The organism is Bacillus sp. MMSF_3328 (assembly GCF_030733525.1).
In the GTDB taxonomy this organism is placed as follows: domain Bacteria; phylum Bacillota; class Bacilli; order Bacillales; family Cytobacillaceae; genus Bacillus_AB; species Bacillus_AB infantis.
Window position 1 is genome coordinate 31,286 of the sequence record NZ_JASHIV010000007.1, and the last position, 21,764, is coordinate 53,049.

17 protein-coding genes and 4 tRNA genes are annotated in these 21,764 nt (G+C 47.6%); all 21 read left to right on the top strand.

Features of this window, described 5'->3' with window-relative positions; genetic code table 11:
* Positions 1 to 13: 13 nt before the first annotated feature.
* The 21 genes from RBB45_RS13335 (at position 14) to rlmH (ending at position 21,573) form a co-directional block, all read left to right on the top strand.
* Positions 14 to 1,987 carry a DHH family phosphoesterase gene (locus tag RBB45_RS13335; protein ID WP_009791714.1) on the top strand — a complete coding sequence of 658 codons (1,974 nt, stop codon included), beginning with the start codon at positions 14 to 16 and terminating at the stop codon, positions 1,985 to 1,987.
* Positions 1,984 to 2,433 (top strand): 50S ribosomal protein L9, encoded by a 450-nt coding sequence (gene rplI, locus RBB45_RS13340; protein WP_009791713.1) that lies wholly within the window; start codon positions 1,984 to 1,986, stop codon positions 2,431 to 2,433. The genes RBB45_RS13335 and rplI overlap by 4 nt, the downstream gene beginning before the upstream one ends.
* Before the next feature lie 181 nt (positions 2,434 to 2,614).
* Positions 2,615 to 3,979: a replicative DNA helicase gene (gene dnaB, locus RBB45_RS13345; protein WP_009791712.1), complete on the top strand. Its 1,365-nt coding sequence runs from the start codon at positions 2,615 to 2,617 to the stop codon at positions 3,977 to 3,979.
* 220 nt (positions 3,980 to 4,199) lie between these two features.
* Positions 4,200 to 5,492, top strand: coding sequence for an adenylosuccinate synthase (locus RBB45_RS13350; protein WP_009791711.1), 1,293 nt, complete (start codon positions 4,200 to 4,202; stop codon positions 5,490 to 5,492).
* A 397-nt stretch (positions 5,493 to 5,889) separates the two neighbouring features.
* Positions 5,890 to 6,567 (top strand): response regulator transcription factor, encoded by a 678-nt coding sequence (locus RBB45_RS13355; protein ID WP_022544624.1) that lies wholly within the window; start codon positions 5,890 to 5,892, stop codon positions 6,565 to 6,567.
* Between the two features lies 1 nt (position 6,568).
* Positions 6,569 to 7,570 carry a sensor histidine kinase gene (locus RBB45_RS13360; RefSeq protein WP_306009747.1) on the top strand — a complete coding sequence of 334 codons (1,002 nt, stop codon included), beginning with the start codon at positions 6,569 to 6,571 and terminating at the stop codon, positions 7,568 to 7,570.
* Positions 7,571 to 7,656: 86 nt separating this feature from the next.
* A complete protein-coding gene (locus RBB45_RS13365; protein ID WP_009794707.1) occupies positions 7,657 to 8,340 on the top strand; it encodes an ABC transporter ATP-binding protein in 684 nt (227 codons plus the stop codon).
* The gene (locus RBB45_RS13370; RefSeq protein WP_306009748.1) at positions 8,337 to 10,874 is read left to right on the top strand and encodes an ABC transporter permease; all 2,538 of its coding nucleotides are present in this window, start codon (positions 8,337 to 8,339) and stop codon (positions 10,872 to 10,874) included. Before RBB45_RS13365 ends, RBB45_RS13370 begins: the two co-directional genes overlap by 4 nt.
* 174 nt (positions 10,875 to 11,048) lie before the next feature.
* Positions 11,049 to 11,124: transfer RNA gene (locus RBB45_RS13375), tRNA-Lys, on the top strand.
* A gap of 12 nt (positions 11,125 to 11,136) precedes the next feature.
* Positions 11,137 to 11,208: transfer RNA gene (locus RBB45_RS13380), tRNA-Glu, on the top strand.
* Positions 11,209 to 11,316: 108 nt separating this feature from the next.
* Positions 11,317 to 11,392 (top strand) — tRNA-Asp (locus RBB45_RS13385).
* Positions 11,393 to 11,574: 182 nt separating this feature from the next.
* Positions 11,575 to 11,647, top strand: a tRNA-Phe gene (locus tag RBB45_RS13390).
* Positions 11,648 to 11,985: 338 nt separating this feature from the next.
* Complete coding sequence (locus tag RBB45_RS13395) at positions 11,986 to 13,464, top strand: peptidoglycan DD-metalloendopeptidase family protein (protein ID WP_306009749.1); 1,479 nt, start codon at positions 11,986 to 11,988, stop codon at positions 13,462 to 13,464.
* Positions 13,465 to 13,711: 247 nt separating this feature from the next.
* Positions 13,712 to 14,422 carry a response regulator YycF gene (yycF, locus tag RBB45_RS13400; protein ID WP_009794703.1) on the top strand — a complete coding sequence of 237 codons (711 nt, stop codon included), beginning with the start codon at positions 13,712 to 13,714 and terminating at the stop codon, positions 14,420 to 14,422.
* A 9-nt stretch (positions 14,423 to 14,431) separates the two neighbouring features.
* Positions 14,432 to 16,261, top strand: a complete 1,830-nt coding sequence (walK, locus tag RBB45_RS13405; protein WP_009794702.1) for a cell wall metabolism sensor histidine kinase WalK — start codon at positions 14,432 to 14,434, stop codon at positions 16,259 to 16,261.
* A complete protein-coding gene (locus RBB45_RS13410) occupies positions 16,258 to 17,583 on the top strand; it encodes a YycH family regulatory protein (RefSeq protein WP_022544623.1) in 1,326 nt (441 codons plus the stop codon). The genes walK and RBB45_RS13410 overlap by 4 nt, the downstream gene beginning before the upstream one ends.
* Positions 17,564 to 18,409 carry a two-component system regulatory protein YycI gene (locus RBB45_RS13415; RefSeq protein WP_101548499.1) on the top strand — a complete coding sequence of 282 codons (846 nt, stop codon included), beginning with the start codon at positions 17,564 to 17,566 and terminating at the stop codon, positions 18,407 to 18,409. The genes RBB45_RS13410 and RBB45_RS13415 overlap by 20 nt, the downstream gene beginning before the upstream one ends.
* A gap of 4 nt (positions 18,410 to 18,413) precedes the next feature.
* The gene (locus tag RBB45_RS13420; RefSeq protein WP_009794699.1) at positions 18,414 to 19,208 is read left to right on the top strand and encodes an MBL fold metallo-hydrolase; all 795 of its coding nucleotides are present in this window, start codon (positions 18,414 to 18,416) and stop codon (positions 19,206 to 19,208) included.
* Positions 19,209 to 19,458: 250 nt separating this feature from the next.
* Positions 19,459 to 20,685, top strand: coding sequence for a S1C family serine protease (locus RBB45_RS13425; protein WP_009794697.1), 1,227 nt, complete (start codon positions 19,459 to 19,461; stop codon positions 20,683 to 20,685).
* A 148-nt stretch (positions 20,686 to 20,833) separates the two neighbouring features.
* Positions 20,834 to 20,992 (top strand): CxxH/CxxC protein, encoded by a 159-nt coding sequence (locus RBB45_RS13430; RefSeq protein ID WP_009794696.1) that lies wholly within the window; start codon positions 20,834 to 20,836, stop codon positions 20,990 to 20,992.
* 101 nt (positions 20,993 to 21,093) lie between these two features.
* A complete protein-coding gene (gene rlmH, locus RBB45_RS13435; RefSeq protein ID WP_253618994.1) occupies positions 21,094 to 21,573 on the top strand; it encodes a 23S rRNA (pseudouridine(1915)-N(3))-methyltransferase RlmH in 480 nt (159 codons plus the stop codon).
* Positions 21,574 to 21,764: the final 191 nt, after the last annotated feature.

The following is a 21,764-nucleotide window of genomic DNA, read 5'->3' on the forward strand; positions in this document are numbered from 1 at the left end:
AGGAGCTGAAAACATGCCATCGTATTTAGAAAAGCGATCCATCCGCTATCCGCTTTATTGGCTGATGGGAATAACAGTGGTGGTCCTTGGGATATTGGCATATTACAACTGGATCCTTGGCCTGGCAGGTGTGCTGCTGATTGTGCTGCCATTCTATTTCATTTTTATGATAGACTACCGCCAGCGCCGGGAAACAGAAGAGTATATATCAACACTCTCATACCGTGTCAAAAAAGTAGGCGAAGAAGCCCTGATGGAAATGCCGATCGGGATCATGCTCTTCAATGAAGAGCTGTATATCGAATGGACCAATCCATTCCTTGCTTCCTGCTTTGATGAAGATACACTGGTCGGAAGATCGCTTTATGATGCAGCAGAAACACTCGTCCCTTTGATCAAGCAAGAGGTGGAGTCTGAGATCATCACCCTCCACGAACGGAAATTCAGGGTCATACATAAGCCGGATGAACGGCTCCTGTATTTCTTTGACGTGACCGAGCAGACGGAAATTGAAAAGCTGTATGAAGATGAAAGGACCGTACTGGCCATCATCTTCTTAGATAACTATGATGAGCTGACACAGGGGATGGACGACCAGACGAGAAGCAGCCTCAACAATCTTGTCACCTCCCTCCTGAATAAGTGGGCGACGGACAATGGCGTCTTCCTGAAAAGGATTTCGTCTGAGCGCTTCATCGCGGTGTTCAATGAAAACATCCTCCAGCTGCTTGAAAGAGGAAAGTTCACGATCCTCGACGACGTCCGGGAAACAAGCTCGACCCAAAATGTCCCGCTCACCTTAAGCATTGGCGTCGGCTCCGGTGTCTCTTCACTGCCAGAGCTCGGTTCGCTGGCACAGTCAAGCCTTGACCTTGCCCTCGGCAGGGGGGGCGACCAGGTGGCCATCAAGCAGCCGAATGGGAAAGTCAAATTCTTCGGCGGCAAGACCAATCCTGTTGAAAAAAGGACGAGGGTCCGTGCAAGGGTGATTTCCCACGCATTGAAGGAATTGATCACTGAAAGCGATAAAGTGATCATCATGGGCCATAAAAGCCCGGATATGGACGCTGTAGGCGCTTCGATCGGCATCCTGAAGGTAGCTGAGATGAACCAGTGTGAAGGGTATGTGGTCATGAACTTTCAGGATATCGATACAGGCGTCCAGCGGATGATGAAGGAAATCCGCAAGAATGAGTCCCTCTTCTCGCGCTTTATCAGCCCTGAGGAGGCGCTTGAGATTGCGACGGATGATACCTTGCTTGTTGTGGTGGATACCCATAAGCCGTCCCTTGTCATCGAGGAGCGGCTGCTCAGCAAGATTGATCATGTGGTGGTCATTGACCACCACAGGCGCGGTGAGGAATTCATCAAGAACCCGCTGCTTGTCTATATGGAGCCGTATGCATCCTCGACAGCGGAACTTGTCACCGAGCTGCTTGAATACCAGCCAAAGAAAGGCCGGATCGAAATGCTCGAAGCCACCGCCCTTCTTGCCGGGATCATTGTCGATACGAAAAGCTTTACGCTCAGGACCGGTGCCCGAACCTTTGATGCCGCCTCCTATCTGCGCGGCCAGGGAGCGGATACCGTCCTTGTCCAGAAGTTCCTCAAGGAGGATGTCGACACCTATGTGAAGCGGGCCAAGCTGATTGAGACAGTATCCCTATACCGGGAAGGGCTGGCGATTGCAAAGGGGAACCCTGACCAGACATTCGATCAGGTGCTGATTGCCCAGACTGCCGACACCCTCCTGACAATGGATGGGATCGATGCTTCTTTTGTTATCTCCAAACGGGCAGATAATCTTGTTGGCATCAGCGCCCGCTCGCTCGGCGATGTGAATGTCCAGATCATCATGGAAAGCCTTGAGGGCGGAGGGCATCTCACGAATGCAGCAACACAGCTGACAGACATAACAGTCGATGAGGCGGAAGAGCGCCTTCATCAGGCTATAGATGATTACTTTGAAGGGAGACGGAAAGAATGAAAGTCATTTTCTTAAAAGATGTTAAAGGAAAAGGAAAAAAAGGTGAAGTCAAAAACGTGGCTGACGGCTATGCCCACAACTTCCTGCTGAAGCAGGGGCTTGCCATTGAAGCGAATCAGGCGAATATCAGCACACTGAGCGCACAGAAAAAGAAAGAAGAAAAGGTTGCTGCCAATGAACTGGAAGAAGCGAAAGAGCTTAAAGAAAAACTTGAAAAGATTACAGTAGAATTTTCAGCAAAATCAGGTGAAGGCGGAAGATTGTTCGGCTCCATCACAAGCAAGCAGATTGCTGAAGAGCTTAATAAAAAGAACGGCATCAAGATTGACAAGCGCAAAATCGAGCTCAGCGATGCGATCCGCACGCTCGGCTATACAAAGGTTCCTGTAAAGCTTCATACTGAAGTAACTGCTACATTGAATGTCCATGTAAAAGAAGTAAACTAATTTTGGAAGTTCCATTTACAGATAAACATGTTAAAATATAAGAGTTGAGAGAAATGTGGTCGGTGCCAAGCTGATCACATTTTTCCTGCTTAATCGGCCTTTTTTTGTGAATTCAATGGATTTTTGCATAGATTTTTAATAGATATAAAGATAGATAGGCATTAAGAGGGAGTTGGAATAGATGAGTGATCTGTTTGCAGACAGGCTGCCCCCGCAGAATATAGAAGCGGAGCAGGCTGTGCTCGGTGCCATTTTCCTGGAGCCGGCATCTTTGACGCTGGCATCTGAGATGTTGATCCCGGAAGATTTCTACCGGGCAGCCCACCAGAAAATTTACAACATGATGCTTAAGCTGAATGACGAAGGAAAGGCTGTTGACCTTGTCACTGTAACCGAGGAGCTGGCAGCTGCCAAGCTGCTGGAGGATACAGGAGGCGTCAGCTACCTGAGTGAATTGGCAGGCTCTGTGCCGACAGCGGCCAATATTGAATATTATGCGCGGATCGTCGAGGAGAAATCGCTTCTCAGAAGATTGATCCGGACGGCGACAGGCATCGCCCAGGACGGCTACTCCCGTGAGGACGAGGTTGAAGTTCTGCTCGGCGAGGCGGAAAAGAACATTCTTGAGGTGGCCCAGCGCAAAAATGCCGGCGCCTTTCATAATATTAAAGATGTGCTTGTGCGCACCTACGATAATATTGAAGTCATGCACAACCGCAAAGGGGATATCACGGGGATTCCAACGGGATTCGCCGAACTGGATAAAATGACTGCCGGTTTCCAGCGGAATGACCTGATCATTGTGGGCGCCCGTCCATCGGTTGGTAAAACAGCCTTTGCCCTGAATATCGCGCAGAATGTTGCCACCAAAACGAATGAAAACATCGCGATTTTCAGTCTTGAGATGGGTGCAGAGCAGCTTGTTATGCGTATGCTCTGCGCTGAAGGCAATATTGACGCCCAAAGGCTCAGGACCGGCTCACTGACAGATGATGACTGGGGCAAGCTGACGATGGCGATGGGAAGCCTCTCAAACGCAGGAATCTTCATCGATGACACGCCGGGTGTAAGGATCACCGAAATCCGTTCCAAGTGCCGCCGCCTGAAGCAGGAGCACGGCCTTGGCATGATCCTGATCGACTATCTGCAGCTGATCTTAGGAAGCGGCCGCTCCGGCGAGAACCGACAGCAGGAAGTATCGGAAATTTCCCGTTCCCTGAAGGCGCTCGCCCGTGAGCTCCAGGTTCCTGTCATCGCCCTGTCCCAGCTCTCCCGTGGAGTGGAGCAGCGCCAGGATAAGCGCCCGATGATGTCCGACATCCGTGAATCGGGAAGCATCGAGCAGGATGCCGATATTGTGGCATTCCTGTACCGTGACGATTATTATGATAAAGAATCAGAAGACAAGAACATCATTGAAATCATTATTGCCAAGCAGCGTAACGGCCCGGTCGGTACTGTCCAGCTGGCGTTCGTGAAGGAATATAATAAATTCGTCAATCTCGAGAAGAGGTTCGATGACTCAGGCATGCCGCCTGGTGCGTAAAGCCGCAGTTCTGTACTGCGGCTTTTTTCTGTGGAAAAAAGAATAGGACCTTCCTCATATGCAAAAACTAAAGGATAGCCTACAAAAAATTTTACGAACGTATTTTTATGATTTCTTTAAAAATGTTCGTGTTTCATTGACTTTTATCGCTTTCCCTTGGTAAAATTAGAGTTGTTTGAAGAACGGATACATATTTACACTCTTTGGAGGTGCTTTATAAATGTCATCAGTCGTTGTAGTTGGAACTCAATGGGGAGATGAAGGAAAAGGAAAGATTACAGACTTCCTTTCAGAAAATGCTGAAGTGATTGCCCGCTACCAGGGAGGAAATAATGCCGGCCATACCATCAAGTTTGGCGGAGAGACATACAAGCTTCATTTGATTCCATCCGGAATTTTTTATAAAGAGAAAAACTGTGTCATTGGAAACGGCATGGTTGTAGATCCGAAAGCCCTGCTCAAGGAGCTTGCGTATCTGCATGAAAGAAATATCACAACCGACAATCTGCGCATCTCAAACCGCGCGCATGTGATTCTCCCTTACCACCTGAAGCTGGATGAAGTGGAAGAGGAAAGAAAAGGCGCCAACAAGATCGGCACCACAAAGAAGGGCATCGGGCCTGCGTACATGGATAAAGCTGCCCGGAACGGCATCCGCATCGCCGACCTTCTTGACCGTGAAGTGTTTGAAGAGAAGCTGCAGCGCAATCTTGAAGAAAAGAACCGCCTGCTGGAGCGCTTCTATGAAACAGAAGGCTTCAAGCTTGAGGATATTCTTGAAGAGTATTATGAGTATGGCCAGCAGATCAAGCAGTATGTGTGCGACACGTCTGTTGTGCTGAACGATGCCCTTGATGAAGGCCGCCGTGTTCTGTTTGAAGGAGCACAGGGCGTTATGCTCGATATCGACCAGGGGACATACCCGTTTGTTACTTCTTCCAACCCGGTTGCGGGCGGCGTAACGATCGGTTCAGGAGTCGGCCCCACGAAAATCAAGCATGTTGTCGGCGTATCCAAAGCCTACACAACACGTGTCGGTGACGGACCGTTCCCGACTGAGCTTGATAATGAGATCGGCAATAGAATCCGCGAGGTTGGCCGCGAGTATGGTACAACTACGGGCCGTGCACGCCGTGTCGGCTGGTTTGACAGTGTTGTTGTCCGCCACGCCCGCAGGGTCAGCGGCATCACTGATCTGTCCCTGAACTCTATTGATGTTCTGACAGGCATCGAAACGCTGAAAATCTGTGTTGCTTACCGCTATAAAGGCGAAGTGATCGAAGAATTCCCGGCGAGCCTGAAGGTGCTTGCTGAATGTGAGCCTGTGTATGAAGAGCTCCCAGGCTGGACTGAGGACATCACTGGCTGCAAGTCGCTGGATGAGCTTCCGGCCAATGCCCGCCACTACCTCGAAAGAGTTGCCCAGCTGACAGGCATTCCATTGTCCATCTTCTCTGTCGGCCCGGACCGCTCACAGACAAATGTTGTCATGAGCCCTTGGCGCCAGAATTAATAGTTGAAGCCCTCGTTATGGGGGCTTTTTTTCATGGAAAGGTTTAGGATGGGGACATTCAGATCTTTTTTGTTAAGAGTAATTAAAAATTTCAGGAGCCTCTGTTTATTGGAGTGGAAGGCACGTAGACTCCTCATAAAATGCATGCGCATTTTCTTCGTGCGATGTGATTTCGGGGAAGAGGATTCAACATCCTGCGGGATTGCAGCGGCAATGCTGAGAACCCGCAGACGCGGAGCGGTGAGGAGGCTCAGCGTCGCCCCGCGGAAAGCGAAGTGCCTGGAACGGAAATGAACAGACCACATATGGACGCTATCACTCTACCCACATTTTGACGAACCAATCTATTTTCCCCTATGATTAGCATACATAAGAAGATTTTGTCAGGGGGGATAGTATGAACATTCTGGTTGTTGAGGATGATCGGACGATAGCGGCGGGGCTGGAGTATTCTTTGCAGAATGAGAAATATGGTACATTCGTATGCCATGATGCCGCGGGGGCGCGGGAATTGATCAGGACGAAGCTGGATGAGATTGATCTTTGCCTGTTTGATCTGGGGCTGCCGGATGGAAGCGGGTATGATTTGTGCTCACTTGTGAAAAAGCAGAGCGATCTGCCTGTCATTTTTCTCACGGCAATGGATGAAGAAGTGAATGTGGTAATGGGACTGGATATGGGGGCTGATGATTATATCACGAAGCCATTCCGGGTCCGCGAGCTGCTGTCGCGCATCAGGTCGGTGCTGCGCCGCTATGATAAGCAGGACAGGCAGACTGTCACCTTCCAGGCAATCACGGTTCATACCGGCGAAGGGAAGGTCTATAAGCATGGAGAAGAGATCCAGCTGACGGCCCTGGAGTACCGCCTCCTCCTGATCTTTGCGAACCATAAAGGGCAGGTGCTGACGAGGAGCCAGCTGCTCGATAAAATCTGGGACGTTGCCGGCGATTTTGTGAACGATAATACACTGACCGTCTACATAAAGCGGCTAAGGGAAAAGCTCGAGGACGATCCGCAAAAGCCTTCCATCATCAAGACCGTCCGCGGTCTCGGCTATAAGGCAGGCGACTGAGATGCTGCGGAACAAAGAATTCAGGACCTTTTTGTTCACAAGCATCGGCCTTGCAGTTCTATGTGTGCTGCTATCCTCCCTTTTATCCTGGCAGGCAGCCCTGGCAGCAGGGACGGCCTCTATCCTCCTTTTAGCTGCCTTTTTAATTTTCACTTCCTGGCGCTACCGTGAGATTGAAAAGCTTTCACGCTATCTAAGGAGGATCAGCAGCGGAGATTATATGCTCGATGTCCGGGATAATCATGAGGGCGAACTCAGCATTCTGAAATCGGAGATCTATAAGGTGACCATCAGGCTCTCAGAGCAGGGCGCCCTCCTGCAGGAAGATAAAACGAAGCTGACAGATGCGATTTCAGATATATCACATCAATTGAAGACCCCGCTTACCTCGATGATGGTCATGTCAGACCTGCTGAGTGATATGTCGCTTGCGGATGATAAGCGAAAAGAGTTTACCCGCCGCATTCAGGTGCAGCTGGAAAGAATCGAATGGCTGGTTTCCTCCCTTTTGAAGCTTTCAAAAATTGACGCTGGCACTGCCCTTTTTAAAACAGAAAGAGTGAATGTCCCGCAGCTGATTAAGGAGGCTGTTGAGCCGCTTCTGATTCCCATCGAGCTCAAAGAACAGGAGCTTCAGGTCAGAGGGGCAGAGGGCGTCTTCTTCACCGGCGATCATAATTGGACGAAGGAAGCATTGATCAATATCATTAAAAACAGCATCGAACATTCCAGTGAAAAAGGGCGTATCAGCATCAGCTGCAGCCAAAATCCGCTCCTTACCGAAATTATTATCGAGGATAATGGCAAGGGCATCCTAGAAGAAGATCTTCCCTACATTTTCAAGCGCTTTTACCGGGGCAAGAATGCCTCGGAAGACAGCGTTGGCATTGGGCTGGCCATGGCATACGGGATCATGAAAAGGCAGGGCGGAGATATTGAAGTGGCCAGTAAAAAGGGTGTCGGAACAAGATTTACGCTGAAGTTTTACCACCAGGTCATTTAGCAGATGACTAAACTGTCACTTTAGAGTCACGCTAGAGTCATTTTCGCCAGATATACTGAACCTATCAAATCATTGGAGGCTCTAGCATGGAAATCTTGAAAATTGAGAATCTGTCTAAAGTGTACGGAAGCGGAGATACTGCTGTAAAGGCATTGGATGACGTATCTTTTAGTGTCAATAAAGGAGAATTTGTCGCGATCATCGGCCCATCGGGATCCGGGAAATCCACCCTCCTTCATATGCTCGGCGGGGTGGACCGCCCTACAGGAGGCCGTGTGCTGGTCGATAACACTGATATTTACAAACTGAATGAAACACAGCTCGCCATCTTCAGGAGAAGACAGATCGGACTGATTTACCAATTTTACAATCTGATCCCGATCTTGAGTGTTGAGGAAAATATCACGCTCCCAATGCTGCTTGACGGCCAGAAGGTCGACCGGGGGCAGCTTGAAGAAATTGTCGGGATCCTTGGACTGCAGAATCGCCTGTCTCATCTTCCAAACCAGCTGTCCGGCGGGCAGCAGCAGCGCGTGTCCATCGGCCGTGCCCTTATCAGCCGTCCGGCCATCATGCTTGCTGACGAGCCGACCGGGAACCTGGACAGCCGAAACAGCGGTGAAATCATGGAGCTTTTAAAAATGTTCAATAAAACTTATAAGCAGACACTGATTGTTATCACCCATGATGAGCGGATCGCGATGCAGGCTGACCGGGTCATTTCCATTGAAGACGGTAAGGTTGCGAAAAATGAGGTCATCCGGCCATGAATATCATAAACAAGCTGACATTGCGGCATTTGAAAAAGAACAGGAGAAGGACACTTGTCACGATTATCGGCGTCATCATCTCAGTCGCCATGGTTTCGGCGGTTTCCACCCTGTTTGTCTCCTTCCTCGGGATGATGAAGCAGGAAGCTATCCAGAATTCCGGGGATTGGCATGTCATCTACCGTGATGTGTCAGAAAGCCAGATGGAAGCGATACGAAAGGACGAGCAGACGGAAAAGCTGTTTTTCACAAGGGACAGGGGATATTCATCGCTTGAAAATCCCTCCAATAAAAATAGGCCTTATCTTTTTATCAAGGAATTCGATTCAGAGGGAATGGAGCACTTCCCTGTTGAATTGAGTGAAGGGCGCCTTCCAAAAAAGGAGAACGAAGTCCTTTTTCCAAAAGAAATCGTGGAAAAGCAGAATTACCAAATAGGCGATGAAATCACTCTTGAAATTGGGGACCGGCATATCCCAAATGATGACCGCTCTTTTGGCCAGGGGGATTATCTGCAGTACGATGAAACAGAAGTAATTGAAACATTAAGCAAAAAAGAGGAAGGCATCTTTACAATTGTCGGTACGATGGAGCGTCCGGAATGGGAGCCATACTCCGCACCCGGCTACACAATCGTTAGCTATATGGAGCAGGATCCCTTTAAGGGCGGAGCAGCTGATATCGGTGTAACGGTGAAAAAGGTGAACCGGTCGCTCTACGAGCATGCCAAAGAGCTGGCCGAAAAAAATGGAATTACTAAAGTCAGCTTCAATAGCGAACTGCTTCGTTATTATGGGGTGACCGATAGTGATAATCTGGCTATCACGCTTTATTCTCTTGCAGCTATTATCATATTAATTATTATCATCGGTTCGGTATCCCTGATCTATAATTCATTTGCCATCAGCGTCTCCGAGAGGGCCCGCCATCTCGGAATGTTATCCAGTGTCGGTGCGACCAAAACACAAAAACGGAATTCTGTCTTCTTTGAAGGGGCGGTAATCGGGGTGATATCCATCCCGCTTGGACTGCTGGCAGGAATCGGCGGCATCTTTGCAACCTTTCTGGTAATGAATCGGACCTTTGGCGATACCCTGCGGATAGACGATGGACTGACCTTAACCGTGACACCCATGTCCATCCTGCTTTCTTGCCTGATCTCGATTCTGACGATTTTCATCTCCACCTATATGCCGGCGAGGAAGGCTTCAAAGGTCTCTGCCATCGACGCCATCAGGCAGAGCCAGGATGTGAAGCTGACCGGCAAAGCGGTAAAAACGTCCAGATTGGTCAGGAAAATCTTCGGCCTTGAAGCAGAAATTGGTTTGAAGAATCTGAAACGGAATAAAAGAAGATATCAAGTGACAGTGTTCTCGCTGGTTATCACGATTGTTCTTTTCCTGGCAGTTTCCTATTTTACTGCAAACCTGAAGCAGTCGATTACGATGACACAGGTGAACTATAACTATGATGTACAGATATACAGTTCTGAAGATCAGGCAGCCCTTGAACCTTATATGAATCTAAATTATGTGAGTGATGCTTCCTTAATGGAGGAGGCCTATTTTTCAACATGGATCAATGAGTCAGAGCTGCCGGATGAAGTGAAGGCGCAGGAATATTATGAAGATATGCTCCAGGGTGGGAAATATCCTTATTCTCTCGTGCTGCATGGAATAGATGAGAAGAGATTTAAAACATATGCTAATAAGATCGGAGCCGATGTGAATGAGCTCCAGGATAAAGTAATCATCCTTAATAAATTTGTGTACGAAGACGTACAGACGGGGAAAAAGATTGAAACTGGCGGAATCAACGGAAAGCCTGGAGATAAGCTGGATCTGTATCTCCCAGAGGAGAACAGTCCATTTCAATCCCTTGAAATCGGCTTTGCTGCTGTAGAGGCGCCGATGGGCATCCTGCCGCTAGGCAATTATGAAGTTCATCTCCTGATGCCTCAGAAGCAGTTCGAACAGCTGAAGCAGAATAGTGCAGAGACTTCTTATTCCTTGTTCCTGGACAGCTCAAAGCCTGAAGAAATGCAGGATCAGCTTGATCAGATCGAGTCAGAAAATCTTATGATCCAGAATGTCTATCAAAACCGTGAACGGGATGAACAGATGGTAACGTTCATGTCAGTTTTCACCTACGGCTTCATCACGCTGATTTCCGCCATTTCAATTGCGAATATCTTTAACACCATTTCAACGAGCATTGCGCTCAGGGGCAGGGAGTTCGCCATGCTGAGATCAATCGGGATGACACCGAAGGGCTTTAATAAAATGATCAACTATGAAAGCATCTTTTATGGACTCAAGGCCCTGCTGTACGGGCTTCCGATCTCACTCGGTGTTATGCTGCTCATGTATTGGTCATTGCAGAATACATTCCAATACTCATTCGCCGTACCATGGATAAGTGTTCTGATCGCCATCGCTGCGATTTTCATCATCGTGAGCGCCGCCATGCTTTACTCGATTCAAAAGGTGAAAAAGCAGAACATTATTGATGGCCTGAAGCAGGAAAATATCTAAAAATATATGCCTCTCCAGTGCAAAAAGGAGAGGCATATGTTTGCTTTCAGCTGAGAATGGTATACAGATAGAGTCGGCATTCTAGCTTGCAAAATATTTTTTAAAAAATAAGTTGCAATAGATTTAGAATCTATGATATTATAAAAAGCGTCGTCACAAGAGACAACATATTGAGAGCCATTAGCTCAGTCGGTAGAGCATCTGACTTTTAATCAGAGGGTCGAAGGTTCGAGTCCTTCATGGCTCACCATTTTACTCCAATGGCCCCTTGGTCAAGCGGTTAAGACACCGCCCTTTCACGGCGGTAACACGGGTTCGAATCCCGTAGGGGTCATCGGCATTTGGCTGGTCGGCAAGTAGCTGGCAAGGACGGCTTTCTTGCTGACTGCCATATACATAATCTAGTGGTTTCATTTGAGAGAGTAGTTTCCTTTTTAAGAGTGGTCCCGTGGTGTAGCGGTTAACATGCCTGCCTGTCACGCAGGAGATCGCGGGTTCGATTCCCGTCGGGACCGCCATTTATATAGATTCTTTTTAAAGTGGTTTGGAAGAATAACTTAATATGGCTCAGTAGCTCAGTCGGTAGAGCAGATTGCTACCTTCCCTGAAAAGCTTCTGCGGCAATCTGCGAGGAAGTTCGCGAGAACCTTCCGAGCAAAGGACTTAAGCAATACATATTTTAGGAATTAAATATTATTATGGCTCAGTAGCTCAGTCGGTAGAGCAAAGGACTGAAAATCCTTGTGTCGGCGGTTCGATTCCGTCCTGAGCCATCCCGTGAAGAGAGAGTATACCTTGTATGCTCTCTCTTCTTTTTTTGTTACGGTTTTGTAATATACCCCGCCCCCTTTTATGGAAGAGATAAGACAAATAGCGGGCACAAAGCTTGAAGGTATAGGGATTTATGCCTATCTGCGAAAAAAAGATGTATTTGTAATAAAATGTAAGATTTTATACAATTTTATTACAATGCTGAGACAAGTCCAGGCCCCAGCTTGTTTTATGGTACATTATAGTGGCGTCAAAATAGTACAAAACGAACAATGGTAGATACATAGAACTATGAATATAGATTTGTTTGTTTCCGAAGTCTAGGGGGATCCATTTTACAATGAAGAACTGGGGAAATAGGTTAACAGCATTATCAGGTGCTATGAAAGCCAAAGTGAATAAAGGCAGGAAGTCGGCAATTGCATTGACAGCAGCAGCGGTTTTGGCCGCAGGAGGCACACATCCTGCCGCTGCAGACAGTGAGCAGCTGACAACGGTCTATTATGTATATATTGACGGGAACTACGCCGGTACGGTCCTTGATAAGGAGAGTATTCAATCCAAAGTCGCTCAGCAGGTGGAGAAGGCCCAGGAATCTTATGACTATGAATTGTCTGCAGGGGCTGATATCAGTTACATCCCTGAGCAGGTGTTCAATACAAATATCAAGACAGAAGAAAGCCAGGTGCTGGAGGAAGTGGCGGAAGTCGGCGTCAGCACAGAGGCAGCAGGAATTGTAATTGATGGAGAGACAGCTTTTTATCTGGAAACGATGGAAGAAGCAGAAGCTGTTCTTGAGAAATTCAAACTTCAATATGCCAGCGAGAAAGAGCTGGATGGATTAGAAGCGTATAAACAAGCTGAAGAGAGCAAAGAAACCCTTCCGCCGCTTGAGAAAAATGAAGAGCGGCTGACAAAGGCCGCCATGTCTGAAGAAGTGAAGGCAGAGGAAATGAAGGCTGATCCAAAGCTGATCCTGTCAGAGGAAGAGGCATTAAAGCTTTTAAATAAAGGAACATTGGAAGAAAAGAAATATACAGTCCAGGAAGGCGATGTGCTCGGCAAGATTGCCGCTAAGCATGATTTGGATCTTAATAAGCTCCTTGCTCTCAATCCCGGGATGAAGGAAGACAGCATCGTTAAGGTGGGCCAGGAAGTCAATATAACAGTTCTGGAGCCGATGATCCACGCGGTTATTGAGAAAGAGATATATAAGAAGGAAAAAATCGCATTTGAAAAAGAGGTCATTGAAGACAGCTCGATGTTCAAGGGCGATACGAAGGTGAAGCAGGAAGGCAAGGACGGCGTTAAAGGGGTGACCTACAAGATCACTGAACAAAATGGCGTGCCTGTCCGAAAGGCGGCTATTTCTGAAAAAGTGCTTGAAGAGCCTGTGAAAGAGATTGTCATCAAGGGTACGAAGGTCATTCCATCCCGCGGCGACGGCAGCTTTGCCTGGCCAGCGGACGGCGGGTATATTTCCAGCAAGCTTGGCTACCGCTGGGGCAAAATGCATAAAGGAATTGATATCGCACGGCCGAGCAGCCGGACGATCAGCGCAGCAGACAACGGTAAAGTCGTGTCAGCCGGAATGACTGGTGACGGCTATGGAAAAAAAGTCATCATCGACCACCAGAATGGATACAGGACGCTATATGCCCACCTCGATTCAATCGATGTAAAGATTGGGCAGACTGTCCCTAAAGGAACAAAGATCGGCATGATGGGCTCAACTGGCGATTCTACCGGCGTGCACCTTCATTTTGAAGTGTATAAGAACGGAAGCTTGCAGGATCCATTGAAGTATGTGAACCGATAGGAGGAAGTCTCTAGTGTGAATGCTAGAGACTTTTTCTATAGGCAGGGAGGCAGCAGGGGCAGGCACTTGAAAGGGATACGGATCGACATCTTCCAAAAATTGCATAACCTAGGAACAACCCGTTCATCGCTATTAGATGAATTCCGGCGCATAACATGGTAAAGTAAAATAGAGAACTTATGTTTTGATGAACAATGAAAAATAATAGATATATGATAGATAATCTGCTTCTTAAAGGAGAATGGGTATGGATAAGAAGATATTGGTTGTAGACGATGAAAAGCCGATTGCGGATATACTGCAGTTCAATTTGAAAAAGGAAGGCTATGAGGTGCATTGCGCTTATGACGGCAATGAGGCGCTCGAGAAGGTGGAAGAGGTCAAGCCTGATCTGATCCTGCTTGATATCATGCTGCCGCAGCGCGATGGCATGGAGGTATGCCGCGAGGTGCGGAAGAAGTATGAAATGCCGATTATCATGCTGACGGCCAAGGATTCAGAAATTGATAAGGTGCTCGGCCTTGAGCTTGGCGCTGACGATTATGTGACAAAGCCGTTTTCGAACCGGGAGCTTATCGCCCGTGTGAAGGCGAACTTGAGAAGGCACCAGCAGATTGCTGCAAAAGCCGGGGAAGAGGAAGAGACGAATGAGATTGCGATCGGTTCCCTTGTCATCCACCCGGATGCCTATGTGGTTTCCAAACGCGGTGAGACAATCGAGCTGACACATCGGGAGTTTGAACTGCTGCACTACCTGGCCAAGCATATTGGACAGGTCATGACACGTGAGCATCTGCTTCAGACCGTATGGGGCTATGATTATTATGGGGATGTCCGTACCGTCGACGTTACGGTAAGGCGCCTGCGCGAAAAGATTGAAGACAACCCGAGCCACCCGACCTGGATTGTAACAAGAAGGGGAGTAGGCTATTATTTGAGGAATCCGGAACAGGAGTAAAGAGCCATCATGAAAAAAGTCGGTTTTTTCCGTTCGATTCATCTGAAGTTTGTTTTAATTTATGTGCTGCTGATTATCATTGCTATGCAGATCATCGGAGTGTATTTTGTCGGCCAGCTTGAGAAGACGCTGCGAAGCAATTTCCAGACAGCGATCGAGGAAAGAGTCGACCTGCTATCAGTCTATTTGGAAGAAATCATTACCAAGGAACGGCCTGCCGGCGAGGACCTGCCGACAAAGGAAGAAGAGGTCCAGCGTATTCTGCGTGACTATACTTCCAAGGATATTATTGAGCTCCGGGTCATTGACGGTGAAACACAGAAAGTCCTTGGTTCCAATAAAGATGGGTATGTAAATCAGAAGGCTGTAGATGCACTCACGACTTCAGCCCTGGCCACACGGGCCCCCAAAAGTGATGAGTATACAGATCAGAGCCTTGGGAACCGCAGGGTCTGGGTCCTTGCTTCGCCGGTAAAATCGGCCAATGAAGAAGTCGTCGGTGTGGTATATGTAAAGGCAGATATCGAAAATGTCTTTGAACAGAAGAACCAGATCAACAGCATTTTTGCATCAGGCATCATCATTGCTCTTGCAATCACTGCCTTGCTCGGCATCCTGCTCGCACAGACGATCACGCGGCCGCTGTCTGATATGAGGCGGCAGGCATTGGCAATGGCAAAAGGGAATTTCTCCCGCAAAGTTAAAGTGTATGGCTATGATGAGATCGGGCAGCTGGCCATCACATTCAACAGTCTGACGAAGAAGCTGCAGGAAGCCCAGGCTACTACAGAAGGGGAGCGCCGCAAGCTGTCTTCAGTCCTTTCCTATATGACCGACGGCGTAATTGCGACCGACAGGCGGGGACGGGTTATCCTGATCAATGAACCGGCTGCAAAAATGCTGAATGTTCCACGTGAAACAGTGCTGTCGAGCCCGATTGTGAATCTGCTCGGCCTTGAGGAAGATTATACGTTTGAAGAGCTGCTTGCTGAAAGGGAGTCCGTCATCCTGGATTATAGTACAGAGACAACTCCATATGTGCTCCGCGCCAATTTTTCTGTTATTCAAAAAGAGACAGGCTTTGTTAATGGACTTATTACTGTATTGCATGATATTACGGAACAGGAAAAAATTGATTTGGAGCGCCGGGAGTTTGTGGCGAATGTATCCCATGAATTGCGGACACCGCTGACGACGATGAGGAGCTATCTTGAAGCGCTGGCGGAAGGGGCTATGCATGATGAAGATATTGCCCCCCAATTCCTTAATGTGACAAGGACAGAAACAGAGCGGATGATCCGGATGGTCAATGACCTTCTTCAGCTTTCAAAGCTGGACAGCAAGGATTACCGCATGAAGAAGGAATGGGTCAATTTTGTCGACTTCTTTAACCGGATCATCGACCGGTTCGATTTTTCAAAAGAGCAGAATGTGACCTTCCAGCGCAATCTGCCGGAGCATGCGGCATTTGTGGAAATTGATGAGGACAAGCTTACACAGGTTGTTGATAATATCATTTCGAATGCGCTGAAATACTCACCTGAAGGCGGACAGGTCTCTTTTAACATCGTCGAGCAGGAGGAGCAGCTGCTTATCAGGATTTCCGACCAGGGCGTCGGGATTCCGAAGGACAATCTGGATAAAGTATTCGAACGGTTTTACAGAGTGGATAAAGCTAGAACGAGAAAGCTTGGCGGCACCGGCCTCGGGCTTGCCATTGCCAAAGAGGTTGTGGAAGCCCATGACGGCAAGATATGGGCAGAAAGTACAGAAGGAAAAGGCACGACCATTTCCTTTACGCTTCCTTTCGTTCGTTCTGATGAGGATGATTGGGAATGACCTATGAAGATATTAAATCAATAATATTGGCAGTTCTTGTGTCAGGGAGCATTCTGCTGACATGGAGCCTCTGGACCTATCAGCCTACTTCCGAACAGCTTGGCGAGGAAAATACCGTTCAGGAAGTCGAGCTGGAGGCAAAGAAAGATGTCGGGGACCTCATCGAGCCGAATATGGCCCTGTTCCATTATGAAGACAGCCAGCATCTTGGCACCCTTTCCGCCGAGGAAACAGAAAAGCTTCTTACTGAAATTAAAAAATGGAACTTTGATGATTTTTCGGATATAACAGACGAAGTCGGGAATATAGACCTCTTTGTGCAGGAAGCAGGCCATGCTGAAATCATATACCCGGGAATCACGCCGATGAATCTTTATAAAGAGATCCTGCAGATTAAGGACAGACGGCTGGAGAATATTTACTTCAATAAGATGGTCATAGACATGCAAACTGGACAAAAAAGCGGAATCGTCTACTTTGTCGATACGGAAAGAGGAAGGGTGTACAAAACGGGTGTTGGGCTTTCGAATATCCAAAATTTTAACACCAGGTTCTACCGGCTGGCGAGTGCTTCAACCAATCCTGCTTTTGCCCGCTATGCTCCTTTTGATACCGGGAAGAAATTGATTTTCATACCGGAAAACAAAGTGGAGATGCCGAGATACAGCTTTTTATCGGAAGAGTATGAATCTGAAAGATTTAAGGAAGCATTATTCGACGATCTGGATTCTGTCCAGAAAAGCTATCTTGGGACCGGGGAGGAATTCACAAATGAATCCAGCCTGCTGAGGATCGACCAGAATAAGGTTGAATTCAAGAATCCTACCCCTGAGGATAATGAAAGCCTCAGCCCTGACAATCTGCTGAAGAAAAGCATCAATTATGTGAATGCCCATGGCGGCTGGACTGATAATTACCGCTATGTCCGGATGGATGAGAATAAACACCAGGTGTTTTTCCGGATCTACCGCAATAATTACCCGGTGTTCAGCGAGGATCTGAATCTGTCGGAGATCCAGCTCCGCTGGGGCGGCAGTGAAATCCTTGCCTATTTCCGGAACAATTTCAAACTGGCAAACCTGATAAGTTCTGCTGATGTTACGCTGAGATCAGGCCCGGAGATCCTCGACTATCTGCAGAAGAAAGAGGATTTTGAAGCCGGAAAGCTTGAGGATATCACGCTCGGCTATCAGCTTGATAAGAAATCAAAAACGGAGCTGATCCAGCTTGAGCCTTCCTGGTTTTATAAATACGAAGGCAAGTGGCAGCAGATCAGCACATTTGAACCGGGAGGGAACGATTATGGATTGGAGCAGAATTAAAACGATCTTTATCCTGACCTTCCTCATCCTGGATATCTACCTGGTCTATGAATACTCCCAGCTTCGCATGAACGGCAGCCAGGCGCTTCCGCAGGACAAGCTGGAGAACAGCTTCAAGAGTGCCAATATCAAGTTTGAAGCTGACATACCAAAAGGTGAAGTGCGGGACGGCAACCTGACCGCGGTTTCGAAGAATTTTGCAGAAGAGAACCTGGAAGAGCTGAAGGAAACGATCCTGAAGGACCAGGATATCTCCACCCTTGAGGAAAATGCCCTGAACTCGACATTAAACAAGCCATTTAAGGTCGGCAAGGACTTCAATCAGGCGGAACTTGATAAGTTCGTCAGGCAAAACATCTATGAAGGCGATAAATACGGTTTCTGGGAAAAAAGCGATGACAGCAATAAGATTACCTATTATCAGAAGTTTGAAGGAAAATTCCTCTACAAGAATGTAAATGGGGAGCTCACCTTTTACTTGAATGCCGACCAGGAAATTGTTACCTACAGACAGACGCTGTTTGAAAAAGTACAGTATCTGAAGGGCGATAAAAAGAAGCTGATTGATCCGACAGAGGCGATTGAAAACCTTTATAGGAATCAAAGTTTAAAAGAAGGCAGCAAGATTACAGACGTGGAACAAGGATATTATTCCAATATCCAGGATGACTCTTCCACCTGGGTGCTGAGCCCTGCCTGGAGAGTTGTCGTGGACGGCAAGGAGAACTTGTTCGTCAATGCCTTTAAAGGCCAGGTCCTCAGTCTCGACAGCGAGAAGAAAGACCTGGGAGAAGATTCGGAAGAAAAAACTGAAATAGTGGAGTGATAATATGTCTTTGCATTTTAGTGTTCTCGCCAGTGGGAGTACGGGAAATGCGATTTATGTTGAAGCGGACGGACAGTCCTTTATCGTGGATGCAGGCCTGAGCGGCAAGCAGATGGAGGCGCTGATCAAGCAGATCGACCGCAGCCTCGGCAATCTGTCCGGAATATTGGTCACCCATGAGCACAGCGATCATATCAAAGGCGTTGGCATCGTTGCCCGCAAATACGGCCTTCCCGTCTACGCGAATGAAAAGACGTGGCAGGCGATGAACGGCCTGATCGGGGAAGTGCCGCTCGACCAGAAATTCACCTTTGATATGGAAACCGTGAAAAGCTTCGGCTCGCTTGATATTGAATCTTTCGGTGTATCCCATGATGCGGCTGAGCCGATGTTCTATATTTTCCATCATGAAGGCAAGAAGCTTGCCCTCATCACGGACACAGGTTATGTGAGCGACCGGATGAAGGGAATCATCAAGAATGCCGACGCGTTTGTATTCGAAAGCAATCATGATGTCCAGATGCTCCGGATGGGGCGCTATCCATGGAATATCAAACGAAGGATTCTCGGCGACTTTGGGCACGTGTCCAATGAAGATGCGGCGCTTGCGATGAGCGAGGTGGCCGGCGACAATACAAAGAGCATTTACCTGGCCCACTTAAGCCAGGATAACAATATAAAAGATCTGGCGCGCATGTCTGTCAGCCAGACGCTGGAATCGCGCGGAATCCTAGTCGGGGAACAGTTCAGCCTGTATGACACTGACCCGAAGGCTCCGACTCCGCTGACAGCGGTTTAAGGTTTACCGGCGGAATAAATAGGAAAAAAGAATGGTACGAGCATGATGCCATTCTTTTTTTGTGCTTTTTTTAAGTCTTGGATATCACCACAGCCTCACTTTTGATCAGCATCTGATAAAAATTATGAACAAAATCGTAAGATTCCTTCAGGCAGTTTGTTTTTCTTAGAAATTCCCGGCCCGGCGAGTATAATATTGGATAGAAGGAAGAATAATTCTTAGCAGCTTTGTGAGAAAGGATTGGTCAAACTTGGGTTATTATGATCAGGATTATCAGAACCGCTATAAAAAGCAAAAAGGAAATAAGGGCGGCTATTTCTTGGCCAGCCTGATCGGCATCATCCTTGGCGCTATACTGGTCATTGTCGCTGTCCCTAAGCTGATTGACTACGATGTGCTCCCATACTCAGCGAACGAGGATGCAGGACAGGCTAATACAGGCGGAAGCAATAATAATGTCACCACCCGAAATGTTTCGCTCAATGTTGAATCAGATATAACGAAAGCAGTCGATAAAGCCGGCGATGCGGTTGTCGGCATCGATAACATCCAGAATGCGAGCATGTGGTCAGGCGCAGAAGAAGGGGACGGCCAGACAGCTGGAACCGGCTCAGGCGTCATTTATAAAAAAGAAGGCGGCAAAGCCTATGTCGTGACGAACCATCACGTGGTAGAGGGAGCTTCAAGGATTGAAGTGACACTTGCAGATGGAACGAAAATCCCGGCCAAGCTGCGCGGCAGCGATATTTGGACCGACCTTGCCGTATTGGAGGTCGAAGGGGAAAAAATCGATAAAGTTGCTGAATTCGGCGATTCAGATGCTTTGAAAATCGGCGAACCGGTCATTGCCATTGGAAATCCGCTTGGACCAACCTTCTCAGGTTCTGTTACCCAGGGAATCGTTTCAGGCCTTGAGCGTGCCATTCCGGTTGACATCAACCAGGACGGGACAGTAGACTGGCAGGCAGAAGTCCTGCAGACTGATGCTGCCATCAATCCGGGGAACAGCGGCGGTGCCCTCATCAATATCAATGGTCAGGTGATCGGCATCAACTCGATGAAGATTGCCCAGGATACGGTTGAAGGAATCGGCTTATCGATTCCAATCAACTCGGCCCAGCCGGTCATCAGCGACCTGGAACAGTTCGGGGAAGTGAAAAGGCCGTATATGGGTGTTGAGCTGCGCTCTGTTAATGAAATACCTGCCTACTATCAGCAGGAAGCCCTGAAGCTGCCTGAGGATGTGACAAACGGTGTTGCAGTCATCCGTGTGTCTCCTAACTCACCGGCCGACCAGGCAGGATTGCAGGAATTTGACGTTATCGTCGAAATGGACGGCGAACAGATCAATGATGTCATCGATCTCAGGAAGCATCTGTACAATAATAAGCAGGTCGGAGATCAGATGAAAGTGAAATTTTATCGCGGCGGAAAGGCACAGGAAACAACCCTGAAGCTGTCAGGCGAAACTATCTAACCAGAAGAAACTAACAGGAAGGCCAAGAGGCTTTCCTGTTTTTTCTTTTGGTGTTACGATGGGATGTGGATAAGTATTTCGACAAATAGAAGAATGAAATTTATCCACAATTCTTATAATAAAAAGAAAAACTGATAGGAGTGCCAAAATGATTTACAGCTGCGAAGAACACATTGATATAGCCATTGATACCGTGGTGGACGAGTATGAAACGTTCCCTGTGATGAATAAAATTGAAGACAGCCAGTTATCAACAACCTGTGAATATTGTCGAAATAAGGCAGTATATATGGTGGCGAACAAGTGATTCCATACAAGATGTGGATATAAAATGTGGATATGTGGATAACTTTTGTGGATATCTTGTTTGTAAGCTGTTTGTAATTAAATTGTAAAGGGTTGTGAATAGTGAATATCTCAATCATCACCGTTGGAAAGCTAAAAGAAAAGTACCTGAAACAGGGCATCGACGAATACCTCAAGCGCCTGTCCGCCTACGCCAAAATGGATATCATCGAAGTCCCTGACGAAAAAGCCCCCGAAGAACTGAGCGACATTGAAATGATTCAGGTCAAGCAAAAAGAAGGCGAAAGAATCCTCGCCAAAATTCATCCCGATGCCCATGTCATCGCCCTGGCTATTGAAGGGAAGATGAAATCATCTGAGGAGCTTGCTGATACGATCGATAAATTGGCTACATACGGAAAAAGCAAGATTGCCTTTGTTATTGGAGGATCGCTTGGACTGAGCCAGGAGGTTCTGCAGCGGGCGGATGAGAAGCTGTCATTTTCGAAGATGACATTTCCGCATCAGCTGATGAAGCTGGTTTTGCTGGAGCAGGTTTATCGGAGCTTTCGGATCAATCGGGGGGAGCCTTATCATAAGTAGTTGAGATTTAACAAAATGCCTCTCCTGATGAGGAGAGGCTGGGATAAAAATAGAAAAGGTTATCCTGTAGGGGATAAGATTAAGAAGACTGACTGATTAATAGACGGAAGAATTCCGCTTAATTAGTAAAATTGATAAAAATCAGCGCAAATAGACGGAGAAATTCCGCTTATTAACTTGAAAAATGTGAA

What these genes read in the sequence shown, in the direction of transcription:
- RBB45_RS13335 (WP_009791714.1), top strand. Translation starts at nt 14, where the DNA reads ATGCCATCGTATTTAGAAAAGCGATCCATCCGCTATCCGCTTTATTGG.
- rplI (WP_009791713.1), top strand. Translation starts at nt 1,984, where the DNA reads ATGAAAGTCATTTTCTTAAAAGATGTTAAAGGAAAAGGAAAAAAAGGT.
- dnaB (WP_009791712.1), top strand. Translation starts at nt 2,615, where the DNA reads ATGAGTGATCTGTTTGCAGACAGGCTGCCCCCGCAGAATATAGAAGCG.
- RBB45_RS13350 (WP_009791711.1), top strand. Translation starts at nt 4,200, where the DNA reads ATGTCATCAGTCGTTGTAGTTGGAACTCAATGGGGAGATGAAGGAAAA.
- RBB45_RS13355 (WP_022544624.1), top strand. Translation starts at nt 5,890, where the DNA reads ATGAACATTCTGGTTGTTGAGGATGATCGGACGATAGCGGCGGGGCTG.
- RBB45_RS13360 (WP_306009747.1), top strand. Translation starts at nt 6,569, where the DNA reads ATGCTGCGGAACAAAGAATTCAGGACCTTTTTGTTCACAAGCATCGGC.
- RBB45_RS13365 (WP_009794707.1), top strand. Translation starts at nt 7,657, where the DNA reads ATGGAAATCTTGAAAATTGAGAATCTGTCTAAAGTGTACGGAAGCGGA.
- RBB45_RS13370 (WP_306009748.1), top strand. Translation starts at nt 8,337, where the DNA reads ATGAATATCATAAACAAGCTGACATTGCGGCATTTGAAAAAGAACAGG.
- RBB45_RS13395 (WP_306009749.1), top strand. Translation starts at nt 11,986, where the DNA reads ATGAAGAACTGGGGAAATAGGTTAACAGCATTATCAGGTGCTATGAAA.
- yycF (WP_009794703.1), top strand. Translation starts at nt 13,712, where the DNA reads ATGGATAAGAAGATATTGGTTGTAGACGATGAAAAGCCGATTGCGGAT.
- walK (WP_009794702.1), top strand. Translation starts at nt 14,432, where the DNA reads ATGAAAAAAGTCGGTTTTTTCCGTTCGATTCATCTGAAGTTTGTTTTA.
- RBB45_RS13410 (WP_022544623.1), top strand. Translation starts at nt 16,258, where the DNA reads ATGACCTATGAAGATATTAAATCAATAATATTGGCAGTTCTTGTGTCA.
- RBB45_RS13415 (WP_101548499.1), top strand. Translation starts at nt 17,564, where the DNA reads ATGGATTGGAGCAGAATTAAAACGATCTTTATCCTGACCTTCCTCATC.
- RBB45_RS13420 (WP_009794699.1), top strand. Translation starts at nt 18,414, where the DNA reads ATGTCTTTGCATTTTAGTGTTCTCGCCAGTGGGAGTACGGGAAATGCG.
- RBB45_RS13430 (WP_009794696.1), top strand. Translation starts at nt 20,834, where the DNA reads ATGATTTACAGCTGCGAAGAACACATTGATATAGCCATTGATACCGTG.